The sequence below is a fragment of the Dorea sp. BIOML-A1 genome (assembly GCF_009875615.1).
GTDB lineage: Bacteria > Bacillota > Clostridia > Lachnospirales > Lachnospiraceae > Dorea_A > Dorea_A amylophila.
Map to the genome: position 1 here is coordinate 105,566 of NZ_WWSA01000005.1, position 16,278 is coordinate 121,843.

Annotated in this window: 14 protein-coding genes; 1 reads left to right on the forward strand and 13 read right to left on the reverse strand. The window is 39.6% G+C overall.

Going from position 1 to position 16,278, the window contains the following annotated elements; translation table 11 throughout:
* Positions 1-13 precede the first annotated feature (13 nt).
* A complete protein-coding gene (locus GT508_RS03875; RefSeq protein ID WP_243144063.1) occupies positions 14-1,162 on the reverse strand; it encodes a sensor histidine kinase in 1,149 nt (382 codons plus the stop codon).
* Between the two features lie 288 nt (positions 1,163-1,450).
* Positions 1,451-2,308, reverse strand: a complete 858-nt coding sequence (locus GT508_RS03880) for an Rpn family recombination-promoting nuclease/putative transposase (RefSeq protein ID WP_243144064.1) — start codon at positions 2,306-2,308, stop codon at positions 1,451-1,453.
* Positions 2,309-2,696: 388 nt separating this feature from the next.
* On the opposite strand from GT508_RS03880, the gene GT508_RS03885 reads away from it, so the two are divergent.
* The gene (locus GT508_RS03885) at positions 2,697-3,548 is read left to right on the forward strand and encodes a DUF11 domain-containing protein (protein WP_161143601.1); all 852 of its coding nucleotides are present in this window, start codon (positions 2,697-2,699) and stop codon (positions 3,546-3,548) included.
* Positions 3,549-3,620: 72 nt separating this feature from the next.
* Here GT508_RS03885 and GT508_RS14595 read toward each other — a convergent pair whose 3' ends face one another.
* The 11 genes from GT508_RS14595 to GT508_RS03940 form a co-directional block, all read right to left on the reverse strand.
* Positions 3,621-3,770 (reverse strand): hypothetical protein, encoded by a 150-nt coding sequence (locus GT508_RS14595; protein ID WP_243144065.1) that lies wholly within the window; start codon positions 3,768-3,770, stop codon positions 3,621-3,623.
* A gap of 99 nt (positions 3,771-3,869) precedes the next feature.
* A complete protein-coding gene (locus GT508_RS03895; protein ID WP_161143602.1) occupies positions 3,870-4,208 on the reverse strand; it encodes a hypothetical protein in 339 nt (112 codons plus the stop codon).
* Positions 4,209-4,561: 353 nt separating this feature from the next.
* Positions 4,562-5,356 (reverse strand): ABC transporter ATP-binding protein, encoded by a 795-nt coding sequence (locus GT508_RS03900; RefSeq protein ID WP_161143603.1) that lies wholly within the window; start codon positions 5,354-5,356, stop codon positions 4,562-4,564.
* Complete coding sequence (locus tag GT508_RS03905; protein WP_161143604.1) at positions 5,356-8,034, reverse strand: FtsX-like permease family protein; 2,679 nt, start codon at positions 8,032-8,034, stop codon at positions 5,356-5,358. The genes GT508_RS03900 and GT508_RS03905 overlap by 1 nt, the downstream gene beginning before the upstream one ends.
* 2 nt (positions 8,035-8,036) lie before the next feature.
* Positions 8,037-9,212, reverse strand: a complete 1,176-nt coding sequence (locus GT508_RS03910) for a sensor histidine kinase (RefSeq protein ID WP_055181818.1) — start codon at positions 9,210-9,212, stop codon at positions 8,037-8,039.
* The gene (locus tag GT508_RS03915; RefSeq protein ID WP_055181819.1) at positions 9,209-9,925 is read right to left on the reverse strand and encodes a LytR/AlgR family response regulator transcription factor; all 717 of its coding nucleotides are present in this window, start codon (positions 9,923-9,925) and stop codon (positions 9,209-9,211) included. Before GT508_RS03915 ends, GT508_RS03910 begins: the two co-directional genes overlap by 4 nt.
* Before the next feature lie 327 nt (positions 9,926-10,252).
* On the reverse strand, positions 10,253-12,382 hold the full coding sequence (locus tag GT508_RS03920; protein ID WP_161143605.1) for a CocE/NonD family hydrolase: 2,130 nt from the start codon (positions 12,380-12,382) through the stop codon (positions 10,253-10,255).
* A 146-nt stretch (positions 12,383-12,528) separates the two neighbouring features.
* Positions 12,529-14,022, reverse strand: coding sequence for an ATP-binding protein (locus GT508_RS03925; protein ID WP_161143606.1), 1,494 nt, complete (start codon positions 14,020-14,022; stop codon positions 12,529-12,531).
* The gene (locus GT508_RS03930; protein WP_161143607.1) at positions 14,019-14,720 is read right to left on the reverse strand and encodes a DNA alkylation repair protein; all 702 of its coding nucleotides are present in this window, start codon (positions 14,718-14,720) and stop codon (positions 14,019-14,021) included. Before GT508_RS03930 ends, GT508_RS03925 begins: the two co-directional genes overlap by 4 nt.
* A gap of 48 nt (positions 14,721-14,768) precedes the next feature.
* Positions 14,769-15,410 (reverse strand): helix-turn-helix domain-containing protein, encoded by a 642-nt coding sequence (locus GT508_RS03935; protein ID WP_139009533.1) that lies wholly within the window; start codon positions 15,408-15,410, stop codon positions 14,769-14,771.
* Positions 15,388-16,065: a DUF3990 domain-containing protein gene (locus tag GT508_RS03940; protein ID WP_139009532.1), complete on the reverse strand. Its 678-nt coding sequence runs from the start codon at positions 16,063-16,065 to the stop codon at positions 15,388-15,390. Before GT508_RS03940 ends, GT508_RS03935 begins: the two co-directional genes overlap by 23 nt.
* Positions 16,066-16,278 lie beyond the last annotated feature (213 nt).

The window sequence follows — 16,278 nt, forward strand, 5'->3', positions numbered from 1 at the left end:
ATTCACCTGCCTCCTATCCGTAAATAGTAATCACAACCTCAAACCGATCCTCCTGGCTTTTACACTGAAACATTCCATTGTATTGTTCTACAATATCCCGGATATTTTTCATTCCATAACCATGTAACGTTCCATCCTTTTTTGATACAAAATTTTCATCTGTCTGTATTCCCGTATTTTTAGCCGCATTTACAATCTCGATGTATAAGAGCTGATTCTTCTTTTTCATTTTTATATGTATCCAGCGTTCTCCTTCTTTGATCTGCTCACATGCTTCCAACGCATTGTCCAAAAGATTTCCAAAAAGTGAAATGATCTCTCTGTCAGAAAACGGAAGCGTTGTGAATACTTCCGTACTGATCTGCATCTGCGTCTTTTGCTTCTCTGCCTCCTTCTCTTTCTGGTTAAGAATCATATCCAGCATATGGTTTCCTGTCCAAATCTGGTAATTGTAATCCAACATGTCCCGGCTGAGTTCGTTCAGATATTCTTCCAATCCCTTCCAGTCCTGTTCCTGCGTATATTTCTTTAATGCAAGCAAATGATTCTTCATATCATGAACAATCTTCCGGCTCTTTAACATTTCCCTATATTGTTCTTCCATCGCCTTTACTTTCATCTGGAGCATCTTCTTATCCTGCTCTTCCAGTTCAGCTCTGTGCTGTTCTGTCTCAACGTCCCATGCTTCTGCCTGAATATCAAGAAATATCCAGATTCCTATGACAGCCAGAAACAGCATCATATAACAAAACATCGGCATAGAATAAAATTCTACAAATCCGGTAGATGCTATAGCCATAAAGATGTAAAATGCTGCAAGATAAGTAATCCAAACAAATACATGATAATTTGTTGATTGATTCCCGTTTTTTATGCACTGGTATAATTCATACAATTCTATACTCTGAAGCAAAATCAGGAATATTAACATCAGTAAAAATATAAACGCAACTACCTGTGAATGTTTCCATTTCCACATATGCTGTTTTAAAAATGTATGATTATACATCTTGATGTAATCATTTTCCTGAAAGGTCTTAATTACATACATGTGAATCGTATTCCATTTTCTATTTATGCGCATCCACGGAAAGAAACAGTACACTTGCAATAAAATCCCCATAAAAGTATCTACTTTTCTCTTTTTTGTCCATCCATTCATTTTATCGGTCTCCATCTTATTTTCACATGAAATCTTTATAGTTATTGTACCATGCCTTTTCTTCTTCCGCCTTATAATGGCCATGAATAGCGGGTTTTCTGACCATGAAATTTTAAAAATATGGATCTACCGTGGTAATTACACACAGAAAAACCGCATGTTTTCTTTCATCCTCTGCTATACGAAGAACGGTCAGACATGTCTTGATAAACATATCTGACCGTTCTTATAATATGACCATGCATTAGTATAAAGCTGCTACCCACAGAACCTGCCACTAACAATTTCTTACAGATACTTTTCGTTCTGTATCTCTTTCATAATATTCTTTAATTCTGAAATATCGATCTCTAACATTTCTGAAATTTGCTCAATCGAAAATTTATCAGACAATTTTTCTAAGAGTTCGCTTTTTCCTCTTAATCGTCTAATTTTCTCGCCTTCTATTCTTCCCTCAGTAATTCCCTCCTGCTTTATCATTATCTGTTCTTCCCATGTCTGCATATACTTCACCTCTGTCTTTTCACTTGCTTTGATCTGACAAACTCGTCTATGCATCTCTTGGATCCGCTTACTTTTACACTTCCCTGACACTTCATCCGTACTACGTTCCATATACTTCAACAATTCTATCAATTCTGGTGACACCAGCTCGGGATGTTTGCCCCTGGTATTCAGAAATATCCTCGTTGCTCCATCATCCAGCTTTAGTTCGGGGACTTCCTCACATCTCATCTGAAACGTGTAACGATATAAACCATATCCAAATAAATCAAATGGTGTGATCAGCACAATCAGTACTTCGTTCAGTAAGTTAAAGTCAGCAACTCCTGGTGGCAGCAGCTTACTGTCGATGATTCCCTGATAGAGTCGACTTCTTTTCGGAAGATTATGTGTATTCTCTTTTTGTGCCTCTACTTCATATATCACATCATCTTCATCTATCGCATAGACATCCAGCCGGATCTGCCGATTATCTATAGACGTTCTCTGCTCTTTTTCGGTCTGTGGCGGATGTTTTAGATTCGTATTCTGACTCAGTATGATATCCAACATCGTCTTTACATTTTCCGGATCATCCATCGCTTCATCGAACAGAAATTTATCCAGCAAGTTTAATTCTTTTAATGATTTTCTTTGGTTCATAAGCAGTTCTCCTCTCTTGTACAGATATAATACCTGCAAAGAAGAACTGTTTAGCTTTATGCATATGATAACACAGAATTTATATATATACCAGTATATACCGTTATCTTCTTTTATCAGACATGTATTTATCTGTTTTTTATGATTTTCATCTTGGATTCTTACCCGATTGTTTGGGCTTGAAATAAATGAATTGGTAAATATAGATGCGTTGCAGATATTAGAATTCATCTGCGTGTTGATAGGATAACATGCTCTATTCATGCTTTCAATATATATTTTAGAAATGCTCAATTTTTGTAAATCTTCTACAAATTATCCCCGGGCAATTTTACTCCACAGACATATATTATATTGTAGACACATATATGAAAGGAAGGTTAAAAATATGGCTCAATTTACAAACCAGGCACAACTCCGTTACGGAAATTCTGTTACTAATTCAAATATTGCCGTCGGTGAGATTCTCGAAGTATTGTCAATCTCGAAAACTGCAGTAAAAAATACCTATCATCCGGGAGGTACTGTCACCTATATTATAAGTATTGTTAACTCCGGTACCACTCCTATTACAGGACTTACACTCACAGATGACCTTGGTGCGTATGCATTTTCTACTACTTCACTGACACCGTTAACGTATCTGGATAACACGGTAAAATACTATACAAACGGAACGTTACAGGCTGTACCTGCTGTAACCGCAGGTCCTCCGCTTGTCTTCTCTGGATTAACTGTTCCTGCAAATGGTAATCTGACACTGGTCTATGAAACAGCTGTAAATCAATACGCTCCTCTCACCAATGAATCATTCATTACCAACACGGTTACTGCAAGTGGAGACGGCATTACTTCTATCACCGCTAAGGAAACGGTAAATGCAGAAGCCTTGCCGCTCTTAGGTATCACAAAATCTATCAGTCCGGTACCTGTTACTGAAAACGGAAGCCTGACCTACACGTTCCTGATTCAGAATGAAGGAAACGTTCCTGCAAATGAAGCCACGGCCGTAATCGTTACCGATACGTTTAATCCAATACTTTCTAATCTGACTGTCACCTTTAACGGAAGCACATGGACAGAAGGTGAAGACTACACTTATGATAAAACTACCGGTACTTTTGCTACCGGTTCCGGAAAAGTTACTGTTCCTGCAGCAACATTTACCGTCAACGAGACTACCGGTGAATGGAGTTCTAATCCGGGATTTAGCACTCTGACAATTACCGGAACAGTATAAGCATTAAAAAATGGCAGGAGAGGCCATCTGAATAATGTCAGATGGTCTCTCCCGTTGCGATTATTTTCCGATTTAATCTTCTGTATCATATTGTTCCTCAATGATATGTTTCACCTCTGAAACATCCATATCCAATACATCTGCAATTTTCTCAATGGACATCTTATGATTCATTTTTCTGAGCAATTCTCTTTTTGTCTTTCCAGCAATATTTCTTCCCATGCCTGCATATACTTCACCTCTGTTTTTTCACTTGCTTTAATCCGACAAACTCGTCTACGCATCTTTTGAATCCGTTCACTTTTGCACTGTTCTGACACTTCATCTGTACTGTGTTCCATATATTTCAAAAGTTCTATCAGTTCTTGGGATACCACCTGGCGGCAGCAGTTTACTGTCGATGATTCCCTGATACAAACGACTTCTTTTCAGAAGATTATGCGTATTTTCTTTCTGCGCCTCCACTTCGTATATCACATCGTCTTCATCCATAGCATAGACATCTAACCGGATCTGCCGATTATCCGTAGACGTTCTCTGTTCCTTCTCTGTCTGCGGTGGATGCTTCAGATTCGTCTTTTTACTTAATATGATGTCTAACATCGTCTTTACATTTTCAGGGTCATCCATTGCTTCATCGAATAGAAATTTGTCCAGCAAGTTTAATTCTTTTAATTCTTTTAATGATTTTCATTTGTTCATAAACAGCTCTCCTTTCTTATACAGATATAACTCCTTTAAAAGAAAAACTGCTTATTTTTATGAATATCATAGCATACATTTTATATATATATACCAGTATATATGAACAACTTTCTTTATCAGGCATGTATTTATCTGTTTTCTGTGGTTTTCATTTTTGATTAATGCCCGAATATCTGGGCTTGAAGTAAATGAATTGATAAATATAGATACGTTGCAGATGCTAGAATTTATCTGCGTGCCGCTAGAATAACATGCCTGATTTTTATTTTCAATGCAATTTCTAGAAATACTGATTTTTTGTGAACTTTCTACAACTCCTTCATCTTCCCAAGAATCTCCTGATAAAACGCTTCCTGATCCACGCCATTTCTCATATCTTCCAGAATCATTCCATCTTTCAGAAGAATCAGCCTGCTGCAATAACTTGCCATCTTCGGATCATGGGTTACCATAACAATTGTCTTGCCAAGTTCCCGATTGATATGACTCAGTGTATGGATTACCACATCACCGGACTTAGAATCGAGGTTTCCGGTCGGCTCATCCGCAAGTATCAGATCCGGATTGTTGATCAATGCTCTGGATATCGCCACTCGCTGCTTTTCACCTCCGGATAATTCATACGGCTTCTTGTTCATCAGATGTGTAATTCCGAACTGTTCTGCATATTTCTGCGATTCTTCCATACACTCTTTCGCACTCTTCTTATCCAGGATCTTCGGAAGCATGATATTTTCCCTGACGGACAGACTGTCCATCAAATAGAAGTCCTGGAACACGAATCCGATCTTTCTCCGTCGTATGTCCGCAAATTCATCCTTCCACAAATCTTCCGTATCATGTTCTTCAAAGAACAGCTTTCCTCCGGTCTGACGGTCTATCATACCCAATAGTTTCAAAAGTGTCGTCTTTCCACATCCGGATCTTCCCATAATTCCGACAAACTCCTGTCTCTGGATAGAAAAATTTAATCCCTTCAGGACGTGGATTTCTTTCTTCTTTTCACCATCTTCTCCATACTGCACATAATCACGGACCAGATTCTCTGCTCTTAATACGTCTGTCGTTTTTTTATTTTCATTCTTTTCTAATTTTTCATTCATTACAAATCTGCTCCCTTTTCAATCTTTTTCACAATCATATCTTCCAGCCACTTCAGATTCAGCCACTGTAATATGAAATATATAATCCAGAGTACACCTGCATTTATCACATAATTCTTCACATCATTCAGATGATAATCCCTGAGTTCAAATACAATTCCAGAATACAGTACCGTAACTATAACGGCAATAACAGATGGGATCGTCACAAACCGGCTGATTTCCTTTTTCTCGATGCAGATCCGTTCCCTGCGATTCATTCCCAGACGGTTCATGAACTGATACCGTTTCCGCATATCCGGCAGTTCCATCTGAACCTTCATATGAAGTAGGAGCATACTGATCACAGATAAAATAATAAGCACAAATCCATTCATCACACATTCAAGGATTCGCTCCATCTGCCGCTTTTTCGCTGCTTCTGTCTTCGTATATGTACTTTTTACAAGCGAATCAAATGACTCATCATATGCATGTTGCTTTGCAAAATCTATTGTCAACTGATCTGCTTTTTTCTGGTATTTTTCCGGTACATTTGCAAGGACAAGTTTCGTCGGCCATTCATGGATATTTTCTTCCAATACCGCATCCGACGTTTTTATTTTTTCTCCCGTATTCATGTCTGTCGTTTTCCAATAGTCTTTTATTTTGTCAAAATATGCATCAGCGAATACAATAAGATTCTCGTATTTTCCCTGTTTGAATGCGCCGATCAGACTCGAAGTCTCGGAGCCTGTAATCGTCCGTACCGGATAATAAGTCTGGTGCTCCATTGTATCAAAGCCAAACAATGGCTGTCCGATATGCAGATTCGGATGTATCATCAACTGATAGTGATCAATTGGTTTCGCCTTTGTTCCCTGATCTTGCTGATACACGACATAAATTTTCTTTCCGTTCTTGTCAAGATTCAGATGCTTTTTCGGTTTTTCTCCGACTGCCTTCTTTAACTTTCGATAACTGCTCTCTGATATACCGATATTCTGGCCTTGCTGCCAGACAAGATCAAATGGTCCTTCCAGACGTTCTGTATTATCAATCGTTGTTGCCCGGACCATCGGAATACTGGTCACTTCTGCTTTGCATTCTTGCTTAAGCTTTTCGATAATCCCTGTATCATTACTATTCGCAAGCCATACATAGTCGTATGGGTACAGCGTATCCGTCTTATCTGCGATTCTGTTAGATACAATTTTTACCGAGAAAAAGGACATCACACATACATGTATCACGATCATAAGTGTCAGATACTTTACAGTTGTCTGGTATCTGTGTCGTATCATATGTTCTTCCGGAATGGTTCGCAGGTATTGATCCATAGACGTTTCTTTTTTACGCAGGATCATGGCACCTATATTATACAGAAAAACATACAAACACAGGAAGAACCCACACAAAAGAAAGATACTCTCTGAAAATCTTCTCTGTGTATACAGATACAGGACGATTACTCCCAGCAGCCCGCTGATCAACGCCCCTGCTTTTCTGTATATTCCCGGAATCTTCTCACTTTTCACCGCTGCATTTCTGGCATCGGCGGAACGTTCTCCTGCATGGATATCCCCAGAGATACCAAAAGCAAACAAACAGATAACAGCTATCACGATTGCCGTGATCAGATACACCTTCCACGATACCTCTGATTTCATATCGATTTTAGGAAAATGCTGTATAACAGCGGCATATATGCCAAACAAAATGGCTCTTCCAATCACAAATGCCGTCACCAGTGCCACCGCAAATCCGGCAAGTAATTCTCCGATCCAGGACCAGAACACGGCATTGCTCCGCATGCCAAGTGTCCGGAAAATCCCATCATCCGCCATCCGTTTTTTCCGGTAGAATACCATGACAACCGTAATCAAAAACAATGATATCAGTACGATCACGATCAGGCAGTCCTTCATAATCTCAGTCAGCCCAAGCCCTAGTAATTCATTATCATATCCATAGCTTCCGGAAAATGCCTCTCTCATTCCAAATCCAATGAACAGAAATGCTGCCGATAACAGAACCGATACAAATAAAAAAGAAAAATCTCTCCAGTGATATTTAAAATTCTCCCACAGCACATGGTAATAAAGCTTCGAATATTTCCCTGGAAAATATAATCTTCTTTTCCGTTCCTGTTTATAATGCTTATCATTTTCCTGAGTTTTCAGGATCTGTTCACCGGATTCTTCCCATTCTTCCATGGATTTATGCATCAGTAACCGTATCCCCGTCCATATCGGAAATACTGCCAGATACCCAAGTAGATACATCGGGAACACCTGTATCGTACCCGCACTGCTCCATGAACTGTTAAGTCCAATCTCGGCCACTACCGACAGCATTGCAAATAATCCGATAAGTTCTATGATAGATAAAAATTTTATTTCCCATCCCTTGATGTTACAGATAAGCCGTATTGTTTCGATTACTTCAAGAACGACATACAGCATAACACATACCGTGAATGTTTTTGCCAGTGTATGAATATCCAGTGGTAATGCATCTGCTGCTCCGTCTAAAAACGTCGTGTTATATGTATCTGCACAACTGTGATTTCTCAACACAGCAATTACATACATAATAAAATTCTTCCGTTCTCCCGTTATATTCATCCACGGAAACAGAAAATATATCTGAAGTATGATCCCCAGAATAATATTCATCCGTCTCTTTTTCTCTTCCATTCTCATTCCTCTTCCGCCCCTCTTATATCATATATCGAGATGATACAGACCAGATACTCTCCGTAAATTTTATATCGGAATATGCCGTCATATTTTCTGACAATATCCTGTATGTTCTTCATTCCATATCCATGAAGTATCTCATCTTCTTTTACTGATACAAATCCTTTCTGATTCTGCACCGGCATTTCTTTAATTGCATTTGAGGTCTCAATATATAATAAATGATTCTTCTTTTTTATCTTAATTTTTATCCAGCGCTTTTTATCTTGGATCCGTTCACAGGCTTCCAGCGCATTATCTAGAACGTTTCCAAAAAGTGAAATAATCTCCCTGTCTGAAAACGGAAGGGTTGCAAATACTTCTGTCTCAATCTGCATATCCGTCTCTTTCTCTTTTGCATCTTTCGTCTTTTGATTGAGGATCATATCCAGCATGCGGTTACCCGTCCAGATCTGATAGCTGTCATCCAGCATATCATCACTTAATTCATTCAGATACTGGTGCAGTCCTTCCCAGTCTCTCTCCTGATCGTATTTTTTCAATGCAAGCAGGTGATTTTTCATATCATGTACAACCTTCCGGCTCTTTAACATTTCCTGATATTTTTCTTCCAGCGCTTTCACTTTTACCTGCAGCAACTGTTCGTCCCGCTCTTTCAGTTCTGTCTTATGCTTTGCCGTCTCCGTATCCCATGCAGCCGCCTCAATATCCAGAAACATCCAGATTCCAATAATACCTATGAATATCACCATATACATATAGATTCTAAGCTTGAACAGCGCACTGTCATCCAGATAGATGTATGAAGCATCAAGATATAAGAAAAAAAGAACGATGGCAAGAACCCAGACATACCTGTGTATATCAAACGTTTTGATCCCTTTCATATGTCTGTACAATTGCCATAGTTCGATCATCTGCATCACAATCATAAATGCTATGATCATGGTAAATGTCACTGCCGCAAAACCGGAATATTTCCATAAGATTGGATGCCCAGATAAGAAAATATAATTATATGCCTTGATGCAGCTTTCTTTCCGGAATATCTCGATCAGATACACGTGAATCGTGTGATACCCTCCGTCTATACGGATCCATGGAAAGAAGAAATATATTTGCAGCAGAATCCCCATACAAACATCTGCTTTTCGCTTTCTCGTCCATTCTTTCATTCTACATTTCTCCAGTATTCCATGATCTGTGTCTTCACATCCTGAATAGTCTCTGCCCCTGCCTGAATCTTAATCCCGTCTTCCAGATAGATGGCAGCCGTCGTGATCCGATCCACATGATCGATATTGATAATATAACTTCTTCCGGCAAATATAAAAGCCGGGCTTTTCAAATCTTCAAAAATCTGATGCAGTGCCAGACGTTCTTTGTATGCGCCATTTACCATTACAAATTCAACATACTTCTGCCCTTTGACCTTGCGGATACAGATAATGTCTTTATGATATAATTTTCTCTGGTCCGTCACCCCACCGATCCAGAAGAAATTCTGGCTCTCTTTTTGCTTTTCCTGATAAATTTTCTGTAATACTGCCGGCAAACGCTCTTTCATATCTCTTTTCAAAATATACTGATATGCCTCGAGGACATAACTATCCACTGCAAATTCGGCATACGATGTCAGGAATACCAGGCAGATATCTTTTTGTTCTGCCTTTAAAATTCTTCCCAAATCGATCCCGCTTTTCCCCGGAAGATCAATATCTGAGATAACTACATCGTAGTGCTTCTTAACTTCCAGAAATTCTTCGGCTGTTTTATATATTTCGGTAGTTATATCCTGCACCTTAAGTTTCTCGAACTCCCGGCTAATAAGTCTTTCCACTTCCTGTCTTGTATGTTCTTCATCTTCTATCATTGCTATCTGAAACATTTATATTTTCTCCGTATTTATTCACATAATTATTGCATTCATTGTACCACGATAGTTACAAATATTGTTATAACTGGCCATGAATTCCGGGATTTGTGGCCATGAATTCTTGAAAAAACGTCTGCTGATACAGAAAACTTACCACTGGCAAAGCTCCTTACAGATGTTTTGGCAGCCAAGCTGCTCCTTACGAACACATGGCAACACAAAAGAACTGCTATTTTAAGACTTTACTCCTAAAACAGCAGTTCTTATTTTTTCAATCATTTACTTCTAATATTTTCAACCAGCAGCTCGTACTTTTCTCATTTCCGATAGATATTCTATCTATTCCGCTTTATTCAGTCCCATGTCCTCACTCGCTTTTGTCACCGGAACTTCCACCATCACAGAGTTGTCATCAATCTCTACCGAATATGTCTTATGGATCAGGCAGTTCACCGGATCTTCTGTCGCAACAACTATTGCAAGTCTGTGTCCCGGCTCTACAGTATATCTTGTCGCATTGAGATATACGCTGTAATCGTGATATTCGCCTTTTTTAAGCTCGATACTGTTTTGTGCTGTCTCCGGCGCATAACCTGCTTCCGGATTACACAGATCTGCAAATGCACGTGTGATCACGCGGTATTTTTTATGTACAGTATTGAATTCTGCCTCATCAAATGCCGGAAGATCTCCGCCATTAATGATTCCGCCTTCTTTCACCGTTGTTACCGGAACGATATTTCTTTCCGGATCTACGGTCTGGATACTGTCGAATTCTTCGTCACATACATCACAGAGAAGCACTGCAATCTCTACATCATCCATTTTACCGGATACTTTGGAATTACCAAGCTGCATGGTCAATGTATCCACATCGTTTCTGTTTTCCGGATCGAAATCTGTTTCGATATTTCCGTCTTTTAATGCTGCCTTTAAGTTCAGGCATACCGTTCCCTGTACAGTCACTGCCTCTTCAAATGGATCTGTCACATAGCGCTGTGCCATATTCGTAGACTTCTGTGCCATCACATCATCGAAGTTTTCTGCACTGACACCAGCTTTTTCCCAGTCTGTATCAATCACTGTCTTACTCTCTTCTTTTGAAGTAAGCTTCATGGTATACTCTGTTTCCCATGCACTTTCTGTTTCCCATTTTTTCTGGTCATAGTTTGTCTGCGCAAGTACTTCCGGCATCTTTTCGGCACCATTTTCTACTCCGTACAGATAATGGGATATCCATTCATTTACGATATCATCATAGAATTTTCCATCGATCAGGATTCCGTAATTCTTATTCGCCATGGTCGGTGTGATATGTGGACCCTGATGAAGGATCAGTTTCACTGTCTGTCCTGCCTGTTCGAATGCGGTATGCATCATTTCGAACTGTTTTGTAGATACATTTTCATCATTGAATCCATGTACGATCAGCGCACTGCACTTGATCTGGTCTGCATGCAGACGGTAGTTTCCGGCTCCCCAAAATTCCGGATCATAGTCGAATCCGCATTTTAACTGCTGAAGACTTAATTCATGATGGAATGCTGCAATATCATCCAACTGTTTCTCAGATAATGTCTCATCGTTATAACGGCTGGAACAGAAATATGCCAGGAAACTGTTCAGCATCTCTTTCGGCCAGTAGCGCTGTGCACCCTGCATATTCTGCTGTGTATACCAGTCTGCGATACCTGCAACCGGAACAATTGTTTTCAGGCCTTCTACGCCTGTGGTTGCAACTGCAAACGGCATGGTTCCGGCATAAGATCTTCCGGTCATGGCAACATTCCCATTCGCCCAGTCTGCCTTCGTCTCGATCTTTCCTTCACGGTCTGCGTAAGCCACTCTGTCGCCATGCAGCCATTCTACAACAGATTTGAATGCATCTCTTTCATACTCTGAACCGACATAGTTGAATCCATCTGAGCCAAGCGCTCCGAATCCGGCACTTACAACCACTGCAAAGCCGCGCACCAGATAATAATTGAAGTTATCCAGATTTTCATATACCATGCTGTTATTGTTCCCTTTATCCGGATAATACCAGTCTGCCGGATCTGCCTTTAATGCAAGATCCATGGCACTGATCATTCCTTCCGGGATACGTGCAGGCACTTCTTTGTCAAGATCTGCAAAATCAATTTTGCGGTATTCTTTGCTTTCCACTTCTTTCATATGATCGTATCCGTCTGCCTGTACACCGGCACAATACGGACGTGCCTCATATAACGTTGCCGCCTTATAATTGCCTTCTACGGCACTTCTTGGAACCTGAATGAATGCTTTAACGAGATCTCTCTTTCCGTCTCCATCCATGTCATAGTCAGATTCCACATATACACAGTATCTTACGATACTTGATGTCGCAGGATCGTATTTTTCTCCTGTCTTTCCGTCTGTGAATTTGAAAACAGGCTGTGCAAGTCCATTTTCGAATACCGGTACTTTACTGTAATTCTTTTCTTCCATTGTAAAAACCTCTCTGATTCAATATTTTACCTAAGGAATATTGTACCACGCATTTCGGAACCGGGCAAATTTTCTTTCTGAAAATATCTGGAAATGACTGATACAGAAAAATGCGTAAAAACAGTTCTTTATCTGTTTTTACGCATCTATAATATATCCAAAATCGTATCATACACTTCCGGATTATCCTTGATCACAATCGCCAGTTTTTCTTTTGCCTGATTCAGCTGATGAAAAAGAAGTCTCACATTTGATTTTCTGCCTTCACTCGTTGTTATACGGGTTATTTCATAAGAAGCTTCACTAATCTTTCCCGCACGGAGATAACCGTCCTCATCATAATAATACTGTTCATCCAGTACGGCTACCAGGCAGTTCACATCCCGCATTGCCGGATTCTGATAGAGATATCCCCGTCTCGCATAGCCTTGCATCAAACATACTGCTTCTGTATCATCATTCGCATACACCACTTCAATATTAGGATAGCCCTTCTGCCCTTTTCTCCGCGACAGATCCAGCATGTTCTGAATAAAGGAAGAAAGTTCTGCATTTGTACGGATACGGTTCGTCATATGAAAGCTCTGCACATCCGGCAGGCTCGCAAGTCTTTGCGATATTTCACGATCCAGTTCTTCAGGCGAGATCATGTCTTCCGTATCACTGGAGAAGATTATCGGAATCTGCTTTTTACATTCTTCTAATATCTTTAATTGCTCCACAGAAAGCAGATGTGCCTCATCCACCAGAATAGCACTGTATGGCTTTAAGAATGTATCAAACGCTTCTTCCGCACACACATTTTCTGTCATCGTCTGCTTTGCTGCCTGAAGTGATAACTGACGATCCGACAGAAAATCAATCCGGCGCAGACGTTTATGTAAAATTCTCCAGTCCTCTCCTGATTCTCCGCAATGAATCATGCAGACTCTCTGACGTACCGACAGCTTCATCGCAAGATCATACAGAAGCAATGTCTTTCCCGTCCCCGGAAGTCCGCTGAACCAGTAATAGTCGGAATGTTTTGCTCGGATTCCTTTCAGGATCTGTCGTTCGATATCTCTTTGCTGTGCCGTTAGAAAATATTCTTTCTGTAAAAAGCGTTCCGGCTCTCTGAGCGGTGAGATCAGATAGAGTTCTGCGCGGAACAGTTCTTCGATATTCCCGTCATAATCCGGACTTTCTCTTTTCAAAGCTCTGCATAATTCGTCCCAGTCTGCCTCTGCGATATGATCATGATTCGTCAGTCTTACCAGACGATTCTGGCTGCTGATATAAGTATACGAATGAATCGTTCTTCCAAGCACCGACAGATAATATCGATTCTGCAGAAGCTGTCTGCAGATAGCCTCATCTGATACCACACCACTTTTTAACTCAATATTTACAATCTGGTCTTCTTTGATCTGAAGAAGATCAAATTCTTTTCCCAGTCTCGGAATCTGAAACGAATAAAAGAAACGAAGTGCATATACATCCTCCATACAGGTTTCCAATTCGGCTGTCAGTGCTTTCATACTTTCCAGTTCCCATTCCCGCATTTTCAGAAAATAGTCTCTTCCGGATAACTGACGTTCCAGTTTTTGCAGCTGTTCGATATTCTGATTCCTTGTGATCGTATAAATGGATATGGATTTCATTTTTTAATCTTTAACCCTCTTAGATATTCTTTCTGCTCTGGCGTGATCCGGTAACTTTCGATAGCTTTCTGGATCGTCTTATTATGCGTCCAGACATCTAATTTTTGCTTTTCGATAAACGGGAGAATCTTATCATACTGCTTTGCAAGCGCCGTCGCAAAATACCATGCACGCATCATATTTACATAATATTCTTTCGAACGGATCTGTGCTACTTTTTCCGGATATTCCATTCGAAATGCATCTTCCAGATAATACTGCATCAGCATATTAACACCGAACCGGATGGTATATGTATAGTCAGATTCCATCCACCGGTATATTTCATCTATGAAGGTGTCCAGATGTTTCTTCACTACCTTGACCGCAAGCATATCGCAGGTCGCCCAGTTATCGATATATGGAAGGAAACGGTCTATTTCCTTCAGACAAATATCATAGTCTTTGATCTGTTCGATTAAAAGTCCGTGCAGGTTATTTTCTTCATAGTACTGATGCGGCAATATCTGCAGATATTCTTTTGCTTCTTCTGTCTTTCCATAATTCTTCGCAAATATACGAAGTGCCGGTGTCCGAACGCCGATGATCTTTTCTTTGTTGACTGTCGGCATTAGTTTTGCGTGAAAATCACGGTATTTTAAGTCTTGCAGCTCAAAGAGCCGGGTTTGTACGTTGGTTATAATTGTAGTTTTACTCATGAATTTTCCTCTGGTAATTTCTATATTATCTCCATTCTCATATCTGAATCAGATTTCCAGTAATTCTTCACTTTTGCATCCCAGAATTTTCGCAAGTTTCAGTACATCGATAGCTCTGGTATGGTTGATATTCCGTTGTCTCTGTTCGAAAAGCTGAATCTGTCTGAGTGGTACATTCGATAATTCTGCCAGTTCTCTCTGAGATAACCCGGAAATTAATCTTATTCTTTTCAGATTGGTGTCTGTATAAAAGGCCTCCCATCGTTCATTTATCTCATCGACAAACTTTTGAATATCCATTTCATGATAGACATCATACATATCTAACAGTTCCTGTACAGACACTACTTTGTATATCTTTATAAACGTTCTTCCTGTATACCACTGATAATATGCCAGTGCCCAGCCTGCCCAGTATTCCGGTGACTTATCCAGATACATTTCATCCTCTAATTCCTGCATCTCTATTCCTGCAGAATGTATGATCTCTTTTACAATCTCACATCCGGTCTTCCCGGCAACGTATGTCGGATTGCCATTCTGAAATTGTGAAGAAACATCCGACACAAGAAACATCTGATAAAATGAATCCGGATCAAATGCATACGTATTAACTGCATAATCAAGCATATCTCCCAATATTCTCTGTGCTGATACCAGATAATCTTCAGAATAAGCGTGGATCATCATTTTTCATTTCCTCCCTCATGATATCCAGAATAAATAGTTCCCGAATATCTGCTTTCTGACTGCGCCGGAGCCGATATTCTTTTCTTGCTTCTCTTTCCCGTTCTTTTTTTCTTGCATAATATATTTCAGCATCCACCAGTTCATGCCCCAGATATTTTATCTGTTCAAATGCTTTTGGACTTTTGAGCACAATCTGTTCTCCCAGCTTACCAAGCCTCATGGCTTCTGCAAGCTTTTGCATCGATATAACACCTGCAACAAAATCCTGTGCAAAAGTAAAATATGAATCATCCGCCCGGTATCCTATGATTACATCATATTCTGAAATATCCGGCAAAAAATTATCTTTCAAGTATTTTTTTGCCTCTTCTGCAATACTTCCCCTCTGCCAGTATGTCCGGTTATCTGCAAGTAATGCCAGCCAGTTCAGAATATTGTACTCTGAACTGTTCAAATTTAATATGTTCAACTCAGATAATTCTAATTCATAACAATTAACATATCCATTTGTCTGCTTTGCACACGCCCATTCTCTGGCAAGTTCTATCTCTTCCGTACAGTAAAATCCTTTTCCATAATCATTATTTCTTGCACCTTTTCCATATTGCGGTATTGTGATGATATTTTGTGAACCATGGTATAATGTTTTTTTCATTATGATCACTCCAAGTTTTTCTTTTATTATATCGCTGTGGAGATACATGCACAAGAATTATTTTCTATTTCCTTAACTTCCAAAAATGAATAGCCCTAATGAAAATAAAATAAAAAAATAGCCCGTATTTATGCGGTGATATGCTACCCTCATATAGGACAATGAAATATAAAAGTCCTATATGGGGGTATTTTCATGTTCAGAAAGAGTAAG